Here is an 18656-nt window from a genome sequence, read left to right on the forward strand (position 1 = left end):
TGTTGTATATAAAATTGTGGGATGTTTTACTGCATCCCACAAAGTAAATCAAAATATATCAAAACCGATATCTTATCTTGCCCATCACGTTAGCTCCCGCTTGAGGAAATAACCCTTTATAAACTTGTTCTGTTCCATCTGCAAACTTATATGTATCCACCCATGCATTTGCATTATACTTTACATTTGTCAGATTGTTGATAAAAAACTGAAAATCAAATTTCCCTACTTTTTTGGCATCTAAGGTGTACGAAGCAGCAAAGTCAGTAACGAAATAATCTGATAAGCGGTTATCAGGGTTTGACGTATTGTCGTAATACATTCTTCCAACGTACTTGTTGATGAAAGAGAAGCTTATATCTTCTTTTTCGAATGGCTTGAACGTAACCGTAAAGCTGCCGACAGTATTTGGTGAAAATGAAATGTCGGTAGATTTGAATGTTTCTGATATCTGCCCCAAGCTATTCCAGTCTGTTTGATTGTCGTAGTAAGGATAGTAAACAGTGTGATTCTTTATCTTGTTACGGCTCAGGGTCAAGTTTCCGGCTAGCTGTAGCCAATAGTTAGGCGTATAAGACAATGCCAGTTCTATTCCTGTACGATAGCTGTCGGGTACATTTTCTTGCAATTTATAACCAACATCGTTCAATTTTCCGGTTTGCACCAACTGGTCTTTATAATTCATGTAATAAAGATTGGTACTGAAAGCTATTGTCGCATTCGCATACTTGTAACCCAGCTCATAGTCATACAACCTTTCGGAAGCGATAGGGATTCCTCCTTCTTTGAGAGATTCTTTTAGGTCGGCACGCAGAGGCTCTCTGTTGGATATACCTAACGATCCGTAAATCTCGTTATAATCCGCAAAGCGATAAGATACTCCCCCTTTTGGGTTAATAAAACTGTAGTAGTTCTTGCTTGACAGATTTGTAAGATCATCATCGATGCCTTTCATGCGATAGTCTACATAGCGTTCTTGCACTTCTGCGAATATCGACAGATTGGTCATTGGTTTGTATTCTGTTTTCAGGAAAACATTCATATCTTGTTTATCCGCATTATTTCTATACCATTCGTAACCAACAGGTATATTCTGGTTGAACTTTACCCAGAGTAATCGCCCATAATGAGTTCCATCATAATAGCTATACATACTCCCTAAGGTGAAATCAAACTTGTCTTTTTCCCATTTCAGATTTACCCCTCCTACATACAAATGATTCATCATCAGTTTGCGACGTATAAGATCTGATTTTTTGTAAGTAGTACCATCTACAGTCTGATTTTCGAGTCCGAATTCTGAAAATTTACGCCCTGTTTTATAATTTTCGTAATACCCATAGCCATGATTATAACTCAAGTTTACATTCAAAGTCAGTGCATTTGTCAGATAACGGGTATAGATCAGCTGTCCGATATTCGAATAGTAGTTATCTGTTTCGTTATCATAATAGCTTGTATTGCCATTGTCGTCTTTATATTCCCCTGCCGGATTGTATCGCCTGTTTATAGCCAGCATGCTCGGATCAATCCCTTCCCATGTAATGCCGGTATGCTGTATTCCGTTCATATAAATCAGCCGTATCAGTTGCCTGTCGGAGTAGTGAGATAGGGCGGCATAGATATTCTTATGGTCTACCTTTCCATTACGGATATACCCGTCACTCTTTACGTAAGAATATCTTGCGTCTAACGACAATCCGCTTTTCATAATGCCTGTACCTGCTGCTCCCGACAATAATAGTGTATTATATTGTCCGTAGGCTGTAGATATGTCGGCATAGGGTTTGGGTTTTCCTCCCAGTGTTTGCATCGAAATACTTGCCCCGAAAGAGGCCGCACCGTTGGTAGATGTTCCTACTCCGCGTTGCACTTGCATACTTTGCAATGAGTTTGACAAATCCGGCAAATTGACCCAGTATACTTCCTGACTTTCAGGATTATTCAGCGGCATCCCATTCAGAGTGATATTAATACGGTTGGCATCAGTTCCACGAATGCGAAACGAAGTGTTCCCTACAGCCGTTCCACCTTCAGTATACGAGACTACAGATGGGAGGGTTTGCATTATAGCCGGAATGTTTTTTGCGGCGTTGTCTCCTTTTAGTTGTTTTTCGGTCAGACTAGAGTATGCTACCGGAGCATCCTGACCTACACGTGTTGCAGACACAACAACTTCATCTAGTTTTACAACTTTCAAACTATCTGCTTTTTGTTGTGCGAAAATTCCCATTCCATTTATCAATATTATGGAAAGAGAGAGAAAGACCTTTTTCATTTAAAATATAAATTTTGCCAGACATACGTAAATATGTCCTGATGTTAAACAAAAAAGGGGTTTGATAAGATAATTTCCCGAATGTTAAAGATATGCGTGTGCGCAATTGCATATTTCTCTATCCCTCCGCCGGCATTACCCGGATCAGGTTTATGGGTGTGATCTCAGCCCGTTATTTTAAGGCACCCCTAAGATTTCGTTGTCAAAGATAGATATTCTATTTTGATATATAACAAGCAGTCACTTATAAAAGTTTTCTATAACTATTATTCCCGATGTTACAAAACCTCATTTTCATAGTCATATATATAAGATAAAATTATTTAACTTTGTCACTAAATTATTTAATTATGAAATACTATATGAACAAGCTTTGCGTAATCTTATTGACTCTCCTCATTTTAGTCGGATTTTCGTCGTGTGAAACGGATGATTATATATCAAGGACAAATCTCAACTGTGAATTCCAATCATATACTAGTAAAACCGGATTTTTCTCAAGTAATGGAGGAGGCAGTTATACTTTCAATGATTTGCCCGGTCTTGGAAATGGCTCTATAATTGGGATGGAATATCAAGGAACCGAATTGGTTATCACCGGAGATTTGCGCTATGGAGATGTTATTCGTGATTTGTATATCGATGTAGAAGGGATGACTCCTTTTCTTTTTTCGCCAAAGATAGATGTATTGAAGGACTATGAGGTAATGGTATTCGATACAGCTAAAGATCCTGAATTTTATGATTTCATGAATAGCGTTATGCGCAGATTCTACAATCAAGGGGGGATAAATGTTATTGTTGATGGATATCTCACAAATAGAGCAGGTATCCCTATTAATGGTACGAAGATAGAGATATATCTTAAAAGTTATCTTGATGTAAGATTGCGGGAATGATAATATCTGTATCCGACTATCTCTCTGAGATACAACAGATAGATAAAACCAATCTATCGCTAAGAAATAAATATATCTGCCTCAAACAGATACTGGAAAGAAGCTGCAAGGAAATCACTAAAGGTGAATCTTTGCAGTTTCCTTCTTTATTTTCTCGGCTGGTCTTCATATCTCAAAAGTATGATTTGCCTAAGCGTATAGAGTGGCGGTTACATACAATCCGTATAAAGAGTTCTTTTCTGCAAAGAGATGAGGATAATCTGGTTACGCCCAAACAATACGCCGATGCTAAACAAAGCATAGAGTTGTTTTATGCATTTTTGCAAGGAGACCATAGCCTCGAAATACCCGAAGGTGCCGAACAAGAGGATAAGAAAACCTTACCGCTGGATAGACTGCGTGTGCAGGTGCTGGATATAGATAAAGAAAACGAGTTGCTGATCTGTCAACCAGAGACTTTACCTCAAGAAACATTAGCAGTAAAATATAATGTGTCTGCAAATGAGGTATTCAATCCTACTATCGATTGCTTGTGGATTGGCGCCCAACTAAATCTGATAGATGTGAGAAAGGATGGACACGGCTGTTACATTCCTTCCGTATTTGTACTTGAGCCTGACTATTTGATCGATGCTTCGGCAATGGCAGAGTGTTTTCAATCGTATGGTAATTCTCACTTGCATTACTTCCGCAGAAAGTTTGAGCCGAATGCGAATTCTCATTATATACTGTTAGGAAATTTGGCAAACTTCTTTCTCGACGAGCTTATCTATGCCGAAAATCCCCGAACTCTGAAGTTTGAAGATGTGTTTCTAAAATCTTTCCGTCAGATGCCCTTCGAATATGCATCATGCCAAGACATAAAGGACAATCTGGATTTTCGCAACTTCATGTCGAGAGCAGAGAGCCAGTTCAACAATATCCGGCGAGTAATAATAAACGATATGCCCGCAAATGGCTTTGATACTACCCTGTGTACATTAGAGCCTTCCTTCTTTTGCGAGAAATACGGTTTTCAAGGGCGGCTCGACCTGTTGCAACTCTCCGATGAGGAGGATGGCGCAGACCGTATCATAGAATTAAAGTCGGGCAAGCCACCTTATCCCCGTGAAGATGTAACAAAAATTGCTTCGAACCACGAAACGCAGACTGCTATCTATCGGCTCATGATACAAAGTGTATTCAACAAGGATGCACGTCATATCTATCCTACGATCTTATATTCGAGTGCCGACAATGCGGGAGAGAATATCCGTTTTGCAGCCAGATACCAACGCTTGGAGAAAGAGATTATCAATACTCGCAATCTGATTGTGGCTACCGAACACGACTTGTATTCGGGTGATGTGCAAACGGTAGAACAAATTTTCAAAGAGCTCTTCAGTTTAGATAATTATGGCATAGTACCTCAGTTTTTCATAGATAAGCTAAAAGAGCTGGAGGACGTTCTTACTAAATCATCTGCATTAGAAAAGACATACGCCTATCGCTATATTAACTTTGTAGCAAGGGAGCTATACTTGCAAAAAACGGGAGATGAGAATTTTGATACAGCAATGAGTGTCTCTGCCCTGTGGAATACAACTTTCTCTGAGCGCAAAGAAGCCTTAGATCTGATTTCTGATCTCGAGATAGAAGATATAGACGATAGTGGTCGGGATATGGTGATCCGATTCAATCGATTAGCCCCTCAAGATTGTGTGAACTTTCGGGTAGGAGAAATCTGTATCTTATATCCGAAGCAAGATGAGGAAGATACGGTACTCACCAACCAAATACTAAAAGGCACAGTTGTAGAAATATCATCTCATGCTGTAACCCTCCGTTTTAGATACAAGCAGCGAAACAGAGCTTTCTTCTCTCGTTACAGGCTTTGGGCGGTAGAGCACGATAAACTCGATCATGGGTACAATGCCATGTACAAAAGCCTGTTTGCCTTTCTATCTGCACCTACCGACAAGAAGGAACTCTTGCTCGGACTTAAAGAGCCGAACTGTATCTCCCATGAGAACCGTCCCGACAAAGAACTGACTCAACAGGAGAGGGGCGAAAGCGTTATAAACAAAGCCTTGTCGGCTGATGATTACTTCCTTATCGTAGGGCCTCCGGGTACAGGCAAGACGTCCATATTTGCACGGCAACTCATCGAGCGTCTTCATGCAAGAGAAGATAGCAATATCCTTGTTCTGGCATATACCAATCGTGCTGTAGATGAGTTATGTGCTGCTATCTGTCAAGCATTTTCAGAAGATGAATCCGTGTGTGACCGATATATCCGTATAGGTTCGGAGCTATCATGCGGAGAGCCATATCGACATCGACTGTTGCAGAATATCTCATATAAAGCTACAAACCGCAAAGACCTATTACAGGCAATCGCCTCAACTCGGATATTTGTAGGAACATTAGCATCTATAATGGGTAAACCGGAACTATTTGACCTGAAACATTTTGATGTGGCAATTATCGATGAGGCTTCACAAATATTGGAATCTCAGATAATAGGACTGCTTCCTCTGTTTGATAAGTTTATTATGATTGGTGATCACAAGCAGCTGTCTACTATTACATTGCAGGATGAATCCAGATCGAAGGTTGGTAGTAGCATCTTAAATGATATTGAGCTTTACGATTGCCGTGAATCTCTTTTCGAACGGCTGTTCCGTATTTGCCAAAAACAAGGATGGACGCATGCCTATGATACACTTACATATCATGGACGTATGCATCAGGATATTGCAACCCTTGTAAATGCTCACTTCTATGACAATATATTAAAGATCGCAACCGAGAGGCAGCAAGCCGAATTGGATTATCCTTCTTTTGATCCGAATGATCCATATCAGACCATGATATCAAACAAGCGGGTTTGCTTTATCCCTGTCAGAGAGATAGATGATGCAAGTGTATCCGATAAAACGAACGATGCCGAAGCCGAAATTGCTGTCTCCTTGTCAATCGCTTTACTGGATATCTACAAGGCTAATAATCTTCTTTTCGACCCTCAAAGAACGCTTGGTATTATCACTCCATACCGAAATCAGATAGCCCTGATAAGGAAAAAGCTCGAAGAAACAGGTATTGCTGAGTTGTCTGATATTATGATTGATACTGTAGAGCGTTATCAAGGTAGCCAGCGTGATGTAATTATACTTTCTTTCTGCTTCAATAAACCTTACCAACTCAAAAACTTTTGTAGTATGAACCGAGAGGGAACAGTAGATCGTAAACTCAATGTTGCGCTTACCCGTGCACGTGAGCAGCTCTTTCTGATTGGTAACGATTATATACTGCACCAACATCCGATATACAGGAAGATACTACAACATATTACATAAATTCTCTATAAAAAGGTGACAGATGTCATTTTTTTAATTTCAGGTATAAGTAGTTGGTGGCTAGTTTTATATGTTGTGTTTTGAATGCAAAAGGTGACAAAAGTGACACTATTTTATTCCTTTTTTATGTGTAACCTTTTATTTATTTCTGCCTTTCGCTAAAGACCGGAATAATGCGGAACAGTATCCGAATACACCTTCTATATAAGATAAATAGAAAGAGATATGATAATAAAAGAAGCTGTTTGAAGAGCAAAATATAGTTTTACTCTTCAAACAGCTTCTTCGCTATTCCTAGATTGCTTTGCTTATATTAGTGCTTTTCTTTCAATGCTTCGAAGATTAAGCCTGCTATCTCTTCTGCCAACTCAGGATTGTCTTTTATCACTTCTTTTGCTGACTCACGTCCTTGTGCCAGTTTGGTTTCATTGTAGCTGTACCACGAACCGCTTTTCTTGATGATACCAAGTTCTGCACCAAGATCTATGATTTCTCCCGAGCGAGAGATACCCTCACCGTACATGATATCGAATTCAGCCTTGCGGAAAGGAGGTGCAACTTTATTCTTTGCTACCTTCACGCGTGTCTGGCTACCCCTTACCTCATCTCCGTCTTTCAATTGTCCGATACGGCGAATATCAAGGCGTACAGATGCATAGTATTTCAGGGCGTTACCTCCGGTAGTTGTTTCGGGTGAACCGAACATAACACCGATCTTGTCGCGCAACTGGTTGATAAATATACAGATGGTGTTTGTTTTATTGATAGCAGCAGTCAGCTTACGCAATGCCTGTGACATCAAACGAGCCTGCAATCCCATTTTTGAATCACCCATCTCGCCTTCTAGCTCTGCTTTAGGGGTCAGTGCGGCAACCGAGTCGATAACAATGATATCGATAGCCGAAGAACGAATCAATTGCTCTGCTATTTCGAGAGCTTGCTCACCGCTGTCGGGCTGTGATATATATAGGTTTTCGATGTCAACTCCAAGTTTTTCGGCATAAAAACGATCGAAGGCATGTTCAGCATCCACAAAGGCTGCTATACCTCCTGCTTTTTGTGCTTCGGCTATAGCATGTATAGCCAGGGTTGTTTTACCTGACGATTCGGGACCGTATATTTCGATCACCCTGCCGCGAGGATATCCGCCTACACCGAGTGCAGCGTTCAGGGCTATAGAACCTGTAGAAACAACAGCTATCTCATCGATTTTATCATCGCCCATTTTCATTATCGAGCCTTTTCCGTAGCTCTTCTCTATCTTGTCCATTGCAGCTTGCAGAGCTTTCAGCTTCTCTGTGTTTGGGGCTGCTTTTTTTTCTTTTTCTTCTGCCATTATTTCTCTTTGATAATTATATGAAACTTTTATTTATTTAGATCTAATATTTGTTGAGCGTGCTCTTTGGTTTTTATTTCCTTCGGAGTTATTATTTGCTCTATAATGCCCGATTCATTTATCAGGAATGTTGTGCGAAATGTGCCCATGTATTTACGTCCGGCAAGTGTTTTCTCACCCCATACACCGAATTGCTCCACAAGCTTTTTGTTTGTATCGGCAATCAGCGGAAAAGGCAATTGTTGCTTTTCTATAAACTTCTGATGCGATTTTTCGTTGTCGACACTAACGCCCAGTATTTGGTAACCGGCTTTTCTGAGTTGCGAAAAGTTATCCCGCAAACTACAAGCCTCAGCTGTACAGCCCGGGGTATTGTCTTTCGGATAGAAATATAATACAAGCTTACTCCCTTGATAGTCGGATGCTTTTACTTCTTTTCCGTCTTGATCGATTCCTAAAATTTCAGGTATTTTATCTCCAACAGTAAGTGCCATATTTATATTGTTTTATTTTTGTATATAGAATGTCTTTTCGTATTCGCTTTTTTTATCTCTAACATTGTTTCTCAGGTCAATAGCTTCGTTCGATATATCTGTAAACTTAGCCGATGCTTTGTTGTACACTATAGCGTCGGTGTTTGCATCATCGCCCAGTGTTCCCAGATGTTCCAGAGCAATAACCTTGTCTTTTACAGCACTGAGGTATGCCAGTACTGCTAGTTGGTAACTCTCTCCTCCTTTGTATATCGGAGTCTCTTTTACGGTCGTCAGGTATTTATCGATTTCCTCCAGAGTTTCTATTCTGTTTTTAGTGAGGTTAGCATTCGCTTTTTTATCCCATACATCTTGCACCAATTTTTCATATCTGGAGTATGCTGCATCGCTGTAATTGACGGCATCCAGTAATAAATAATTGTAATGCGTTTTCGAGTCTCCTTTGTTTGTCTTTTCTACAACACGTTTTGTTACCGTCTGGGCATTTACAATTGTAACTGATCCCAGCATTGCCACTGCAATGAATAAATACTTTTTCATACTAAGGTGTGTTTTGTTTAGTTTGTATATTAAGATTGAAGGATTATTTCACTTCAAACCATTTGTCATTGGCCGGAGGTATATAATCTTCCATTTTTTTCAGCAAACTGCCAATATTACCATCTATCAACAAAAGATCAAGATATTCATTTTTTAGGAAACCATTTTTGATCATTGTTTTCGACATCGTAATAAGCGGATCATAATATCCGTTGGTGTTCAATACTGCTATTGGTTTTTTGTGTAATGCCAATTGAGCCCAAGTAAGCATTTCAAATAATTCGTCTAAGGTTCCGTATCCTCCCGCTAGAGCGATAACTCCATCGCTGATCTCGTTCATTAAGGCTTTGCGTTGGTGCATTGTTTCTACGATATGAATCTCTGTCAGGTTGGTATGCTCCAACTCCTTGCTTTTCAGAAATTCGGGTATAACACCTATTACTTCTCCACCCTCGCTTAGTGCGCCATTGGCTACATATCCCATAAGTCCTACGTGTGCACCTCCATATACAATGCCGTAGCCTTTTTGTGCGATTGTTTTTCCGAGTAGGGTTGCTTGTTCTGCAAAGATTTTATCTGAACCTGAGGCCGAGCCGCAGAATATTGATATATATTTCATTATTAATTTATAAAATTAAAAATCCAAAGAAATGTATGGATACATACATTCGCTAAAGAGTTTCCAGCAAAGATGTTTTGTCAATGCAATGTTTTCGTTTCGCTTATCTTATCATAGCAAAGATAATAATATTATTAGATAAAAAATGATATGTAAACCTGATGTTGAAAACTATTTTATCAGAGAATTAGATCAAAGACTGGCATTACTTTCTGCTTATTTTGTAAGTTTACATTTTCTATTTATAAATAGGCTTCTGTTATTTTATAAAGAATATTACTAATGTGCATTAAATTAAAAATGAGGATGAAATATATATTAATCACAATTATAGCCGTATTGTCTTTTTCGGCTTGTCAGACCTCCCGTCAGGTGGGAGCCGGTATTTATGGTTGGCACAATGTAGCCGTAACCGAAGATATGGAAATCTATACAGACACCCTCAATCTGAAACAAGACGGAGCAGTATCTTACGCCTACGAAAAACGAATATACACGTCTTCCGAAGTTCGTAAGGCCTATGTGGATAAAATAAGAGGCAGGTATGTGGCGATGAAAAAGCCGGAAAAAGCTGAGAAATGGTACGATTTCAGTTATTGTATTTATTATAGTATGTACGATTGTTCAAACAGACGCTTTAGAGTCTTATCTGTAGAAGATTATGACTCGTCAGGTAAACTGATTCAGAAAACAGTCACATCCAAAAATAAACTGAGATGGCTAGAGGTGAATGCCAAAACTGTGGGTGATTACACTTTCTTCTTTGTTTGCGATTACGGAAAGTGATTTAGATGATTGATAATAGGGTTTTACCGAATGTGGTTTAGCGTCAGTTCGATTCTTTCTCTCTGATACGAACCAGCCTCATTATAATCTTATTGGGATCATCCTTATCTAAGATGGTTAGGACATCGTCTTTTAGCACAAACGTTTCTGTCCTCTGTTTTCCCATTCTATCCGTAACGGTAATGAGATTGTTGTTGATAGTATAAAAACCTAAGCATTCTGTTTTGCTGACAAGACCATTCGTTTTTATTTCCAGATACATAGAATCTCGGTCTATCTTCAACTCCGGAGCTACAATGGTATCTCCGTTTACTATAATGGCAGTGTCACGGTTGTGTTCCATTTCTACAGCCCAACGCCCCTCTAATGTAGGTTGAGTGCTGCATGCCATCAAGATAGTTAAGAATGAAAAACAAAAAAGTAAATGTTTCATCAATATACGGCTTTAGAGGGGTTGAAGGTAGGAAAAAATAATCAGAATCTATATAAAATGATTTTGCATTATAAACTTTCTTAATTCAAAAATCAGGCTTTATTCATTGTGTTTAACTATACTAAAAAAGGAATATACAAGTTATTTAAAGTAAACAAATGCATTTAATTGATTGTTATCATTATAAATATCTTATATTTGTTAATAATAGAATTATATAACACATAAATTACAGCACATTATGAAGGGATTTATTTTAGGTTTAGCTGTAGGTGCACTAGGTGTATATGCAGCATTGAAACTATCCGATGAGGAAACAAGAGAAGAATTGCGCACAAAGTTAAACAACGCTACAGATAAAGCAAAATCTGACTTAGACTATGGGTTGGCTGTAGGTAAAAGCAAGGCTTTACGTGTAGGCGTAAAGGCAAGGCAAGAAGTAAGAAAAGGAAAACAAAAAATAAATGAAGTTACCAGCGAAGTGGCAGGAAAACTGGCGAACGAATTGTCGGAAATAGAAGCAAAGGCTAAAGCAAATGCAGCAAAGGCTTAACTCCGTTTGTTTTATAATATAAAGAAAGAGATAATCGTATGGTTATCTCTTTTTTTGTGTAAACAGCTTTATCTGTTTCTGTAACATGGGGAAATATTTCATATATTTATATTTCGAACAAAAATTGCACAATGAAGAAAATTGCTATCACCGGGGCTGCCGGAAACTTAGGAGGGCTCTTAGCTCAGGAACTTCAACACAAAGAAAATGTACACCTGAATTTGCTGATACACAAAAAAGATGTAGCCGAGAATCTGAAAGGTAAGAACAATGTATCTGTGTTTCGGGTCGATTTGGCAAGCCCCAAAACATTGGGAGACGCATTAGCCGGAGTTGATGTGGTTGTACATTTTGCAGGGGTTTTGTTTAAGGCTAATCCCGAAAAGTTTTTGCCAACTACAAACACTCTATACTTTAAAAACTTACTCGATGCAGCTATACAGCAGAAAGTGAAACGTATAATACTGATTAGTTTTCCTCATGTTGAAGGAGAATGTACTCCCAATAATCCCGCAACAGGGCACTTGGATGGAAATCCAGAATCGATGCATGCCCGTACACGTCTTGAAGAAGAAAAGCTCTTGTTCAGCTATGGTGACAAATACGGTATAGAGGCTGTTTCTCTGCGGGTAGGAATGGTCTACGGCAAGGGGATACTAATGATAGATGCTGCACAGTGGTTTGCTCGACATTGGCTTTTGGGCGTGTGGCGGAAACCTACATATATTCATCTTATTTCGAAAGTGGATTTTGCAAATGCCACTATTGCCGCAGCCTTGAAACCTGATATCAAAGGGATATATCACATAGGTGACGAAGGAGTGCAAACCTTACAGCAATTCTTGGATTATATTACTGCTTATAGCGGGAATCGCAAGCCTTGGCGTATGCCTGTATGGATGATAATGGCTGCAGCAAAAGGGTCGGAACTATTTTCATCTTTGTTTGGCACACAGAGCCCTCTCACCGTAGACTTTGTCAAAATAGGAATGGTTTCATACTATGGTGATACCCGTCGTATGAGAAACGAATTATTGCCCGAGCTGAAATTTAAGACTTATCGGGATGGGATAGAACTGTTTTGACGATTGGTTTATCTGATCTCTTTTCCGAAAGGAACAAGAGCTAAATGTATCAGTTTGAAGTGCTGTTTTCCAAACGGAATACCTATTATTGTGATACAGAGAAGAACACCCCAGAACAAGTGTGTAAGGGCAATCCAGAATCCTCCGATTATGATCCATATAATATTCATCACCAGATTGAGGCAGCCCGGAGCAGAGTCTTTCGATTCAACATGGCTCCCGAATGGCCATATTGCAAGTATTCCCAGCTTGAAAGCTTGTAGTCCGAAGGGAATGCCTATGACGGTCAATAACATAAGAAATCCGGAAATGAAGTATTCGATGGCTATCATAAAGCCTCCGCAAATCAACCATATTATATTCCCTATTGTTTTCATACGTAACTTGTGCTTAAAGGTATTTAAATAAGATAAATAAAATCAGTTGAACAAATATAGCAGGATTTTGTAAAAGCAATAAGAATATTCTGACTTTTTATGGAGCGAATGTCTCGTTAATGGAAAATAATTTGTTTTTTTGTGGTAAACATGGAACGAATGTCTGTTAGATTGATAAGCCTTTTAGGTTTTATTTTTGCTTTCCTATTCTTGGTTAGTTGCAAGCCCTACAATAGCGATGAGGTAAATAACCAGATGATACAAGGGAAATGGCAGCTTGTGGCTGTGGAATCGAAAAAGAATGATTCGGCAAGCCTTGACCTGAATCAGCAAGATGTGTATTTATATTTTAATGGAAATAAGTGTACGCAGGAAATTGTCGGACTTGTAAAGTCGGACTATACCTTTATAATACATAATTTTACACTGATGTTGTATAAAGATTCTGTATTCGATAATAAGCTTGATATATACACTTTAACTGTCGACTCTTTAATCTTTAAGCAAGGAGGAGACAGGTCTCTAAAATATAAAAGAACAGGACTGTAAGTTTGCCTGTTCTTCTATAATTTGTGTATGTATGTTGTAGATGCTTTTTAATCTATCCTTCTGAGGAATCTTCTCATTTCGTATATTATATCGGGTCTGGCATCAGTCCTGAACTTGTTGAAGCTAACGAAAGAATCAAACTCTTTATTCGTAGATGAATCTGTTCTTTTTTTCCAGTCTGTAACCCAAAGGAAAGGTGCTGTGGGTACATAATTTCCAAGTGTATCAACTGCATTGTCTACAAAGTAATAGACAATATCGTCAACGATTTTTACGGGATATTTACCTGTGATTCGTACTCCATCATTATCCGGATCACGGAAATCTATATTTACAGATGTCTTTCCACTTCCTTCATCATTGAACGTATATGTGTTTCCTTTCAGCTTAGCCAGTGTTTCTTTCGAATAAGTAGCGTCGTATACCCCATTAGCCAATAGCTGATAATCATATACTTCCCATTTTCCGAGCAGACTGCTATATTTACCCTTAACATCTACTTTCTCCATATTGGGATGTATATTCGGTGCTTTTTCTATATTTCTCATCGATCTGCCGTCTCTGATCTTATAGCCATCTACCGTAAAGTATTTGAATACCGTAAAAGCCTCCTTGTTTTTATAAAATATAGAGATTGTTTCGGTATTTACAAAAGAAGTATCTCTCCCGTTATGTCGTGTAACATTCATGGTGATCAGACCATCTTTTACATCGTAAGTACCTTTATCTATAAGCTCATCCAGTACATTTGAGTTTTCGAATGTGTAAACGCCTTTCGAGTCTATATAGAACTTGTTTATAAATCCGTCATAATCTACTGATCTGAAATTTGGATATGCCGATTCGGACCCATCTTCTTTGACTTTAATTACTTGTTTCTCCGAGTTATATATTTCCCATGTGCCCAATAAATGATCTTTAGTAAGTTCAGATGCGGGAATTGTTTCTATATTGGTGCCGGGCTTATCAGGAGTATCGCTGTTGCAACTGCTTAATCCTATAATAGTACATATTAAGGGAAAAATGCAAAGTAGTTTTTTCGTCATTATCATTTGGAGAACGTTTTGTATAGTTTATGCCTGTTTGCTGTGCAAAGATATAATAATATCTGCAAATGAATGAAATGTATAGCTTTGTTTTTGCTTTATTTAATTGTATTCTATCGTTTTAGCCTCTATGAATAGATTAAATGTATTTTTTTGTAAATTAGTGCATAGATATGTTAATGTGGTTTTGTCGACTCAAATTTTGCCTCTTTAATATGAGCGGATAAGAAAAATCATAATCGGAAACGTATAGTGTCATTATTCCGTTTTTGATGGATCGTATTTGTAACGACAATTTTTTTGGTGTAAGTTTTTTCGTATTGTTGTTTTGTAGAAATTCAAAATAAGTAATATCGATGCTGTTATTCTCAATCAAATACTTTCCTGTAATATTGAAAAGAATGACTCCGTCCATCGATTCACCTAAATGAAAAGTAGAATCATCCTTGAATATGTATATATAAGGATATTCCGTCTCTGAATATTGCCCCGGCTTGTCTGTTTCTTTTACTTCTACCCATCGTCCGGCAATGTCGCTTTTTGTGTAAGAAACATCTTGTCCAAAAAGGTGAAGAAAAGAGATAGAGAGTAAGCAGAATAGGATAACCTTTTTCATACTAGTTAGGTGTTAAGATATGCGGAAGTGAAACCTTATTTCGCAATATCTGTTATTTCGTCCGAACGGTATATGTGAAGCCCTACAGTATTCTGCTGAGCAACTCTATACATGGCTTCAGCTACATCCTTCGCTTTGATCGGACGATATTTCTTTAATTTGCCTGTAAGAAATATGGAGAATATTTTCATGGCAAAACTTAGTACTCTTTCTCCAAAGCGGAATTCTTTCCTGTTACCTTCCAACAACGATGGTCTGAATATGGATATAGACTGGAACGGCAATTTCCTTAGCTCTTCTTCGCACTTGCCTTTTATGCGTAAATAGAAGTTGCTCGATTCCGGATTAGCTCCAATTGCTGATATTATCGAGAATTGCTTTATGCCATTCACAGCAGCTACCTTTGCAAATTGAAGAGGGTAGGTAAGGTCTACTTTTTTGAATGCTTCTTGGCTTTCGGCTTTTTTGATGGTCGTTCCCAAGCAGCAAAACATATCGTTTCCTTCCATATAATCTTTATACGAGTCTACGTCGTCGAAGTCTACGATATGCTGAACCAGTTTGGGGTGCGATATTTTAGTCTCGCGACGTATAAAACATATCGTTTTATCGTAGATGTCACTATTTAATAGTATTCTCATTAGATGTGACCCCGTCAATCCGGTACTTCCTATCAATATTGCGGTTTTTGCCATCTCTTTATCCTTTTGCTTTTCTGTTTTTATTATTCAAGGTCTACTACAGTAATTCCTGTTCCTCCAAATTGTACATGCTCATCCTGAAAATTTCTCACACCTTGAGCCGTACGGAGATAGTCTCGTATCATCTGTCTTAGTGCTCCCGTTCCCGTTCCGTGCAGTATTCGTATTCGAGAAACCCCTACGAGCACTGCATCGTCTACAAAATACATGACAGCTTGCAGTGCCTCTTCGCCACGCATACCTCTCACATCTATATCTTGCTTAAAGTTTAGTTTCTTCTCTCGGAGATCGTCGCTGGCTGTTACGCTGACTGTAGTACTGCGAGTTTCCCGTTTTACTTGATTTTTGCTTATGTATTCAATCGTTTCGATTTTTACGGTCGATTTGATCATGCCAAATGCAACCGTAGCGCTTCCCTTTTGTATATCAAGGACTTGTCCAATTGAAGTTTGTCCTTTGATGCGTACATTGTCTCCAATAGCGATTATTTGTTCTTTAATCTCTTTGGGTTGTTCACTTTTTTTCTTTTTATTTTTTTCTTTCTCTTTTAACTTCTCTATTTTTTTAGCGATTTTATCATCCGAGAAATTTTTTTCATCTTCTAATGACGATTTGAATTCGTTGAGAGTCAATCGGGCTTGCTTCGTCTTTTCCTTCTCGGCCTGCGATTCTCGAATTGTACGTATAGTATTCTCTATTTTGGCATTGGCCTCAGATAGAACCCGTTCTGCATCAGCCTTAGCCTGACGGAGTATCTCTTTCCGTTGTTTTTCGACACTCAGCAGATCTGTTTCGTATGTTGTGGTAATCTCTTCAAGCCGTTTTTCTTTCTGACGGATGCTTTGGCGTTTAGTTTCCCAATATCGTTTATCTCTGACAATATCTTGGAGGTATTTGTCCATATTGATGTAGTCACTGCCTACTATTTCAGAAGCATCGGCAATTACATCTTCCGGCAAACCTATTTTTCGGGCTATTTCTATTGCAAAAGAACTTCCGGGGTTGCCGATAGATAAAGTGAACAGCGGTTGCATCAGGTGGCGATCGTATAGCATTGCCCCATTGATAACACCTTTATGTTCATTTGCATAATGTTTGAGGTTTTGGTAGTGAGTTGTGATTACACCAAAAGACTCTTTTTCATTAAAGCGTTTAAGCAGGGATTCTGCTATTGCGCCGCCGATTTGTGGTTCGGTTCCCCCTCCAAATTCGTCTATAAGTAAGATTGTTTTTTCATCGCAGTTTCTTACAAAAAACTTCATATTGGTTAGATGCGAACTGTATGTACTCAAATCATTTTCTATAGATTGTTCGTCACCTATATCTATAAATATATTGTTGAATATCCCTACTTTCGAATTTTCTGCTAAAGGTATCGGTATTCCGCATTGTACCATATATTGAAGTAGTCCCACTGTCTTTAGACAAACGGATTTACCTCCTGCATTTGGTCCTGAAATAATGAGAATGCGATTGTCTTCCTCAAGTTCTATATCGAGAGGTACAATTTGCTTATTCTGTTTTCTGTGAGAAATAAATAGCAGAGGGTGCTTCGCTCTATACCATCTTATAATCTGCTTGTCTTCTATGCTTGGTTTTATAGCATCCAGATCGATGGCAAATGTAGCTTTGGCTCTTATAAAATCGATTGTAGCCAGAAATTCGTACGACTGCAATATGTCTGCTACCAGCGGACGAAGTATATCGGTGAATGTTACCAGTATTTTTATTATCTCTCTGCGTTCTTCACTTTCCAGCTCTCTTATGCGGTTGTTGGCTTCTACTACTTCGGCAGGTTCTATAAATACAGTTTTGCCCGAAGCTGACTCATCATGTACAATCCCTTTTATCTTCCGCTTAAATGCCGGTGCTACGGGTATTACAAGACGTCCGTCACGCATAGTGGGAGTTACATCTTTTTCTACAAGTCCCTCGTTCTGAGCCGTGCGTAAAATTGCATTAAGGCTTCGAGATATCCCGCTCGAAACATGTGCTATATCTTTTCGTATGCGGCTTAGCTCAGCGGATGCATTATCCTTTATGCGCCCAAACTTATCCAGAATATTATCAATCTTACTTATTAGCTGGGGAAATATGGCAACTTCTCCTGCCAATGCATACAAGTATGGATAAGGGGTATTTTCTTCCTCCTCCTTTTTTAGGAAAAGAACAATGTCTCGTATTGTTTGTAACGATCTTCGTAAATCAAACAAGGCTGCTTCGTCTATCCATGTGCCTTCTACCCGTATGTTGCGTAGAGCATGCCTCACGTCAAGAAAATAATTAGTAGGGAAGTTGTCTTCTTCGTTTATGATGCGCATAAATTCCTCTGTTTGAGACAACGATTCTGATATATGTGTATAATCAGAAGAGAAGGCCAGATTGGTAACCTTTTCTTCCCCCAGTGGACTTAAGCATTTTGCTATGAGCAGTTGGCGGATTTTGTCAAATCCTATTTTATATTCAAAGTTTTCCGGATAAATCACAGCGCTATTATTAAAATAGAGTGCAAATATAGTGAAATAGATTAACTCATTCTGTATTCAAATTTTATAAAATGGGCTTATTCTTTTTGCAGAATATAAAAATTACTTTACTTTTGTGAAAATTAAAAGGGAGAGCTTTATTACAAACTCCTAGAAGGCTGTGGAATAGTACAAATGCCATCTATGTAAATAAAAAAGAGCTATACATAATTTACTGCTAAATATAAAAAGCCAGTTTTTTTAATAAATTTGTTATAGATTAGTAATAAATTATGCTAATAAGAGTTTCCTTTATATTCTGATCTTTAAAATACTTTATACAATATATTCCAATGCAAGAGAGGAGTGACGAAGGATTTATTGGGCATTTATTATCCTGCAATGACTCTTATCTTTAAACTAACAAGTGTTTTTATCTCATTATCTGCTTGTGAAAGTAGGTTTGGGGTTTTGTCATTGATTACGCTCCTCTTGAGCATTGGTTTATCTTTTTCCTTTTTTTATTAATCAGATGATTTTT

General features: G+C 38.4%; 17 protein-coding genes and 1 riboswitch. Of the genes, 6 read left to right on the plus strand and 11 right to left on the minus strand.

What is annotated here, in order from left to right; genetic code table 11:
• Positions 1–58: 58 nt before the first annotated feature.
• Positions 59–2278: a TonB-dependent receptor gene (locus tag QOX35_RS04520; protein WP_283685949.1), complete on the minus strand. Its 2220-nt coding sequence runs from the start codon at positions 2276–2278 to the stop codon at positions 59–61.
• 104 nt (positions 2279–2382) lie between these two features.
• Positions 2383–2478: riboswitch (TPP riboswitch) on the minus strand.
• A 150-nt stretch (positions 2479–2628) separates the two neighbouring features.
• Here QOX35_RS04520 and QOX35_RS04525 point away from each other — a divergent pair.
• The gene (locus tag QOX35_RS04525) at positions 2629–3177 is read left to right on the plus strand and encodes a hypothetical protein (protein WP_135104900.1); all 549 of its coding nucleotides are present in this window, start codon (positions 2629–2631) and stop codon (positions 3175–3177) included.
• Positions 3174–6515, plus strand: coding sequence for an ATP-dependent helicase (locus tag QOX35_RS04530; RefSeq protein WP_283685950.1), 3342 nt, complete (start codon positions 3174–3176; stop codon positions 6513–6515). Before QOX35_RS04525 ends, QOX35_RS04530 begins: the two co-directional genes overlap by 4 nt.
• A gap of 313 nt (positions 6516–6828) precedes the next feature.
• On the opposite strand, the gene recA is transcribed toward QOX35_RS04530, so the two are convergent.
• Genes recA through QOX35_RS04550 form a run of 4 tightly spaced genes read right to left on the minus strand, consistent with a single transcriptional unit; the run spans position 6829 to position 9504 of the window.
• Positions 6829–7851, minus strand: coding sequence for a recombinase RecA (gene recA / locus QOX35_RS04535; protein WP_135104902.1), 1023 nt, complete (start codon positions 7849–7851; stop codon positions 6829–6831).
• A 29-nt stretch (positions 7852–7880) separates the two neighbouring features.
• A complete protein-coding gene (gene bcp / locus QOX35_RS04540) occupies positions 7881–8345 on the minus strand; it encodes a thioredoxin-dependent thiol peroxidase (RefSeq protein WP_283685951.1) in 465 nt (154 codons plus the stop codon).
• A gap of 12 nt (positions 8346–8357) precedes the next feature.
• Entirely contained in the window at positions 8358–8885 is a 528-nt protein-coding gene (locus QOX35_RS04545) for a hypothetical protein (protein ID WP_283685952.1), read from the minus strand.
• 43 nt (positions 8886–8928) lie between these two features.
• Positions 8929–9504, minus strand: a complete 576-nt coding sequence (locus QOX35_RS04550; RefSeq protein WP_272040719.1) for an LOG family protein — start codon at positions 9502–9504, stop codon at positions 8929–8931.
• Between the two features lie 306 nt (positions 9505–9810).
• Between QOX35_RS04550 and QOX35_RS04555 the strand changes: the two genes are divergently transcribed.
• Positions 9811–10290, plus strand: a complete 480-nt coding sequence (locus QOX35_RS04555) for a surface-adhesin E family protein (protein ID WP_283685953.1) — start codon at positions 9811–9813, stop codon at positions 10288–10290.
• A gap of 43 nt (positions 10291–10333) precedes the next feature.
• On the opposite strand, the gene QOX35_RS04560 is transcribed toward QOX35_RS04555, so the two are convergent.
• Positions 10334–10723, minus strand: a complete 390-nt coding sequence (locus QOX35_RS04560) for a hypothetical protein (protein ID WP_283685954.1) — start codon at positions 10721–10723, stop codon at positions 10334–10336.
• Between the two features lie 241 nt (positions 10724–10964).
• On the opposite strand from QOX35_RS04560, the gene QOX35_RS04565 reads away from it, so the two are divergent.
• Both QOX35_RS04565 and QOX35_RS04570 read left to right on the plus strand, forming a co-directional pair.
• Positions 10965–11276 carry a hypothetical protein gene (locus QOX35_RS04565; RefSeq protein ID WP_283685955.1) on the plus strand — a complete coding sequence of 104 codons (312 nt, stop codon included), beginning with the start codon at positions 10965–10967 and terminating at the stop codon, positions 11274–11276.
• A gap of 131 nt (positions 11277–11407) precedes the next feature.
• Positions 11408–12361 (plus strand): NAD-dependent epimerase/dehydratase family protein, encoded by a 954-nt coding sequence (locus QOX35_RS04570; protein ID WP_283685956.1) that lies wholly within the window; start codon positions 11408–11410, stop codon positions 12359–12361.
• Positions 12362–12369: 8 nt separating this feature from the next.
• Here the strand turns inward: QOX35_RS04570 and QOX35_RS04575 are convergent, their stop codons facing one another.
• The gene (locus QOX35_RS04575; protein ID WP_283685957.1) at positions 12370–12738 is read right to left on the minus strand and encodes a YccF domain-containing protein; all 369 of its coding nucleotides are present in this window, start codon (positions 12736–12738) and stop codon (positions 12370–12372) included.
• A 159-nt stretch (positions 12739–12897) separates the two neighbouring features.
• On the opposite strand from QOX35_RS04575, the gene QOX35_RS04580 reads away from it, so the two are divergent.
• Positions 12898–13287 carry a lipocalin family protein gene (locus tag QOX35_RS04580; RefSeq protein WP_283685958.1) on the plus strand — a complete coding sequence of 130 codons (390 nt, stop codon included), beginning with the start codon at positions 12898–12900 and terminating at the stop codon, positions 13285–13287.
• A 47-nt stretch (positions 13288–13334) separates the two neighbouring features.
• Here QOX35_RS04580 and QOX35_RS04585 read toward each other — a convergent pair whose 3' ends face one another.
• The 4 genes from QOX35_RS04585 to QOX35_RS04600 all read right to left on the minus strand — a co-directional run bounded on the left by QOX35_RS04585 (position 13335) and on the right by QOX35_RS04600 (position 18136).
• Positions 13335–14339: a hypothetical protein gene (locus QOX35_RS04585; RefSeq protein WP_283685959.1), complete on the minus strand. Its 1005-nt coding sequence runs from the start codon at positions 14337–14339 to the stop codon at positions 13335–13337.
• Positions 14340–14493: 154 nt separating this feature from the next.
• Positions 14494–14949, minus strand: a complete 456-nt coding sequence (locus tag QOX35_RS04590) for a lipocalin family protein (RefSeq protein ID WP_283685960.1) — start codon at positions 14947–14949, stop codon at positions 14494–14496.
• Between the two features lie 35 nt (positions 14950–14984).
• Entirely contained in the window at positions 14985–15644 is a 660-nt protein-coding gene (locus tag QOX35_RS04595) for an oxidoreductase (RefSeq protein WP_283685961.1), read from the minus strand.
• A 29-nt stretch (positions 15645–15673) separates the two neighbouring features.
• Positions 15674–18136 (minus strand): endonuclease MutS2, encoded by a 2463-nt coding sequence (locus QOX35_RS04600; RefSeq protein WP_283685962.1) that lies wholly within the window; start codon positions 18134–18136, stop codon positions 15674–15676.
• Between the last annotated feature and the right edge of the window lie 520 nt (positions 18137–18656).

It is taken from the genome of Dysgonomonas sp. Marseille-Q5470, assembly GCF_951230145.1.
In the GTDB taxonomy this organism is placed as follows: Bacteria; Bacteroidota; Bacteroidia; order Bacteroidales; family Dysgonomonadaceae; genus Dysgonomonas.

Bases quoted from the DNA above. Each gene is read 5' to 3' on its own strand.
- QOX35_RS04590 (WP_283685960.1), bottom strand. From the start codon at position 14,949: ATGAAAAAGGTTATCCTATTCTGCTTACTCTCTATCTCTTTTCTTCAC.
- QOX35_RS04595 (WP_283685961.1), bottom strand. From the start codon at position 15,644: ATGGCAAAAACCGCAATATTGATAGGAAGTACCGGATTGACGGGGTCA.
- QOX35_RS04530 (WP_283685950.1), top strand. From the start codon at position 3,174: ATGATAATATCTGTATCCGACTATCTCTCTGAGATACAACAGATAGAT.
- QOX35_RS04565 (WP_283685955.1), top strand. From the start codon at position 10,965: ATGAAGGGATTTATTTTAGGTTTAGCTGTAGGTGCACTAGGTGTATAT.
- recA (WP_135104902.1), bottom strand. From the start codon at position 7,851: ATGGCAGAAGAAAAAGAAAAAAAAGCAGCCCCAAACACAGAGAAGCTG.
- QOX35_RS04580 (WP_283685958.1), top strand. From the start codon at position 12,898: ATGTCTGTTAGATTGATAAGCCTTTTAGGTTTTATTTTTGCTTTCCTA.
- QOX35_RS04525 (WP_135104900.1), top strand. From the start codon at position 2,629: ATGAAATACTATATGAACAAGCTTTGCGTAATCTTATTGACTCTCCTC.
- bcp (WP_283685951.1), bottom strand. From the start codon at position 8,345: ATGGCACTTACTGTTGGAGATAAAATACCTGAAATTTTAGGAATCGAT.
- QOX35_RS04585 (WP_283685959.1), bottom strand. From the start codon at position 14,339: ATGATAATGACGAAAAAACTACTTTGCATTTTTCCCTTAATATGTACT.
- QOX35_RS04545 (WP_283685952.1), bottom strand. From the start codon at position 8,885: ATGAAAAAGTATTTATTCATTGCAGTGGCAATGCTGGGATCAGTTACA.
- QOX35_RS04570 (WP_283685956.1), top strand. From the start codon at position 11,408: ATGAAGAAAATTGCTATCACCGGGGCTGCCGGAAACTTAGGAGGGCTC.
- QOX35_RS04575 (WP_283685957.1), bottom strand. From the start codon at position 12,738: ATGAAAACAATAGGGAATATAATATGGTTGATTTGCGGAGGCTTTATG.
- QOX35_RS04555 (WP_283685953.1), top strand. From the start codon at position 9,811: ATGAAATATATATTAATCACAATTATAGCCGTATTGTCTTTTTCGGCT.
- QOX35_RS04520 (WP_283685949.1), bottom strand. From the start codon at position 2,278: ATGAAAAAGGTCTTTCTCTCTCTTTCCATAATATTGATAAATGGAATG.
- QOX35_RS04550 (WP_272040719.1), bottom strand. From the start codon at position 9,504: ATGAAATATATATCAATATTCTGCGGCTCGGCCTCAGGTTCAGATAAA.
- QOX35_RS04560 (WP_283685954.1), bottom strand. From the start codon at position 10,723: ATGAAACATTTACTTTTTTGTTTTTCATTCTTAACTATCTTGATGGCA.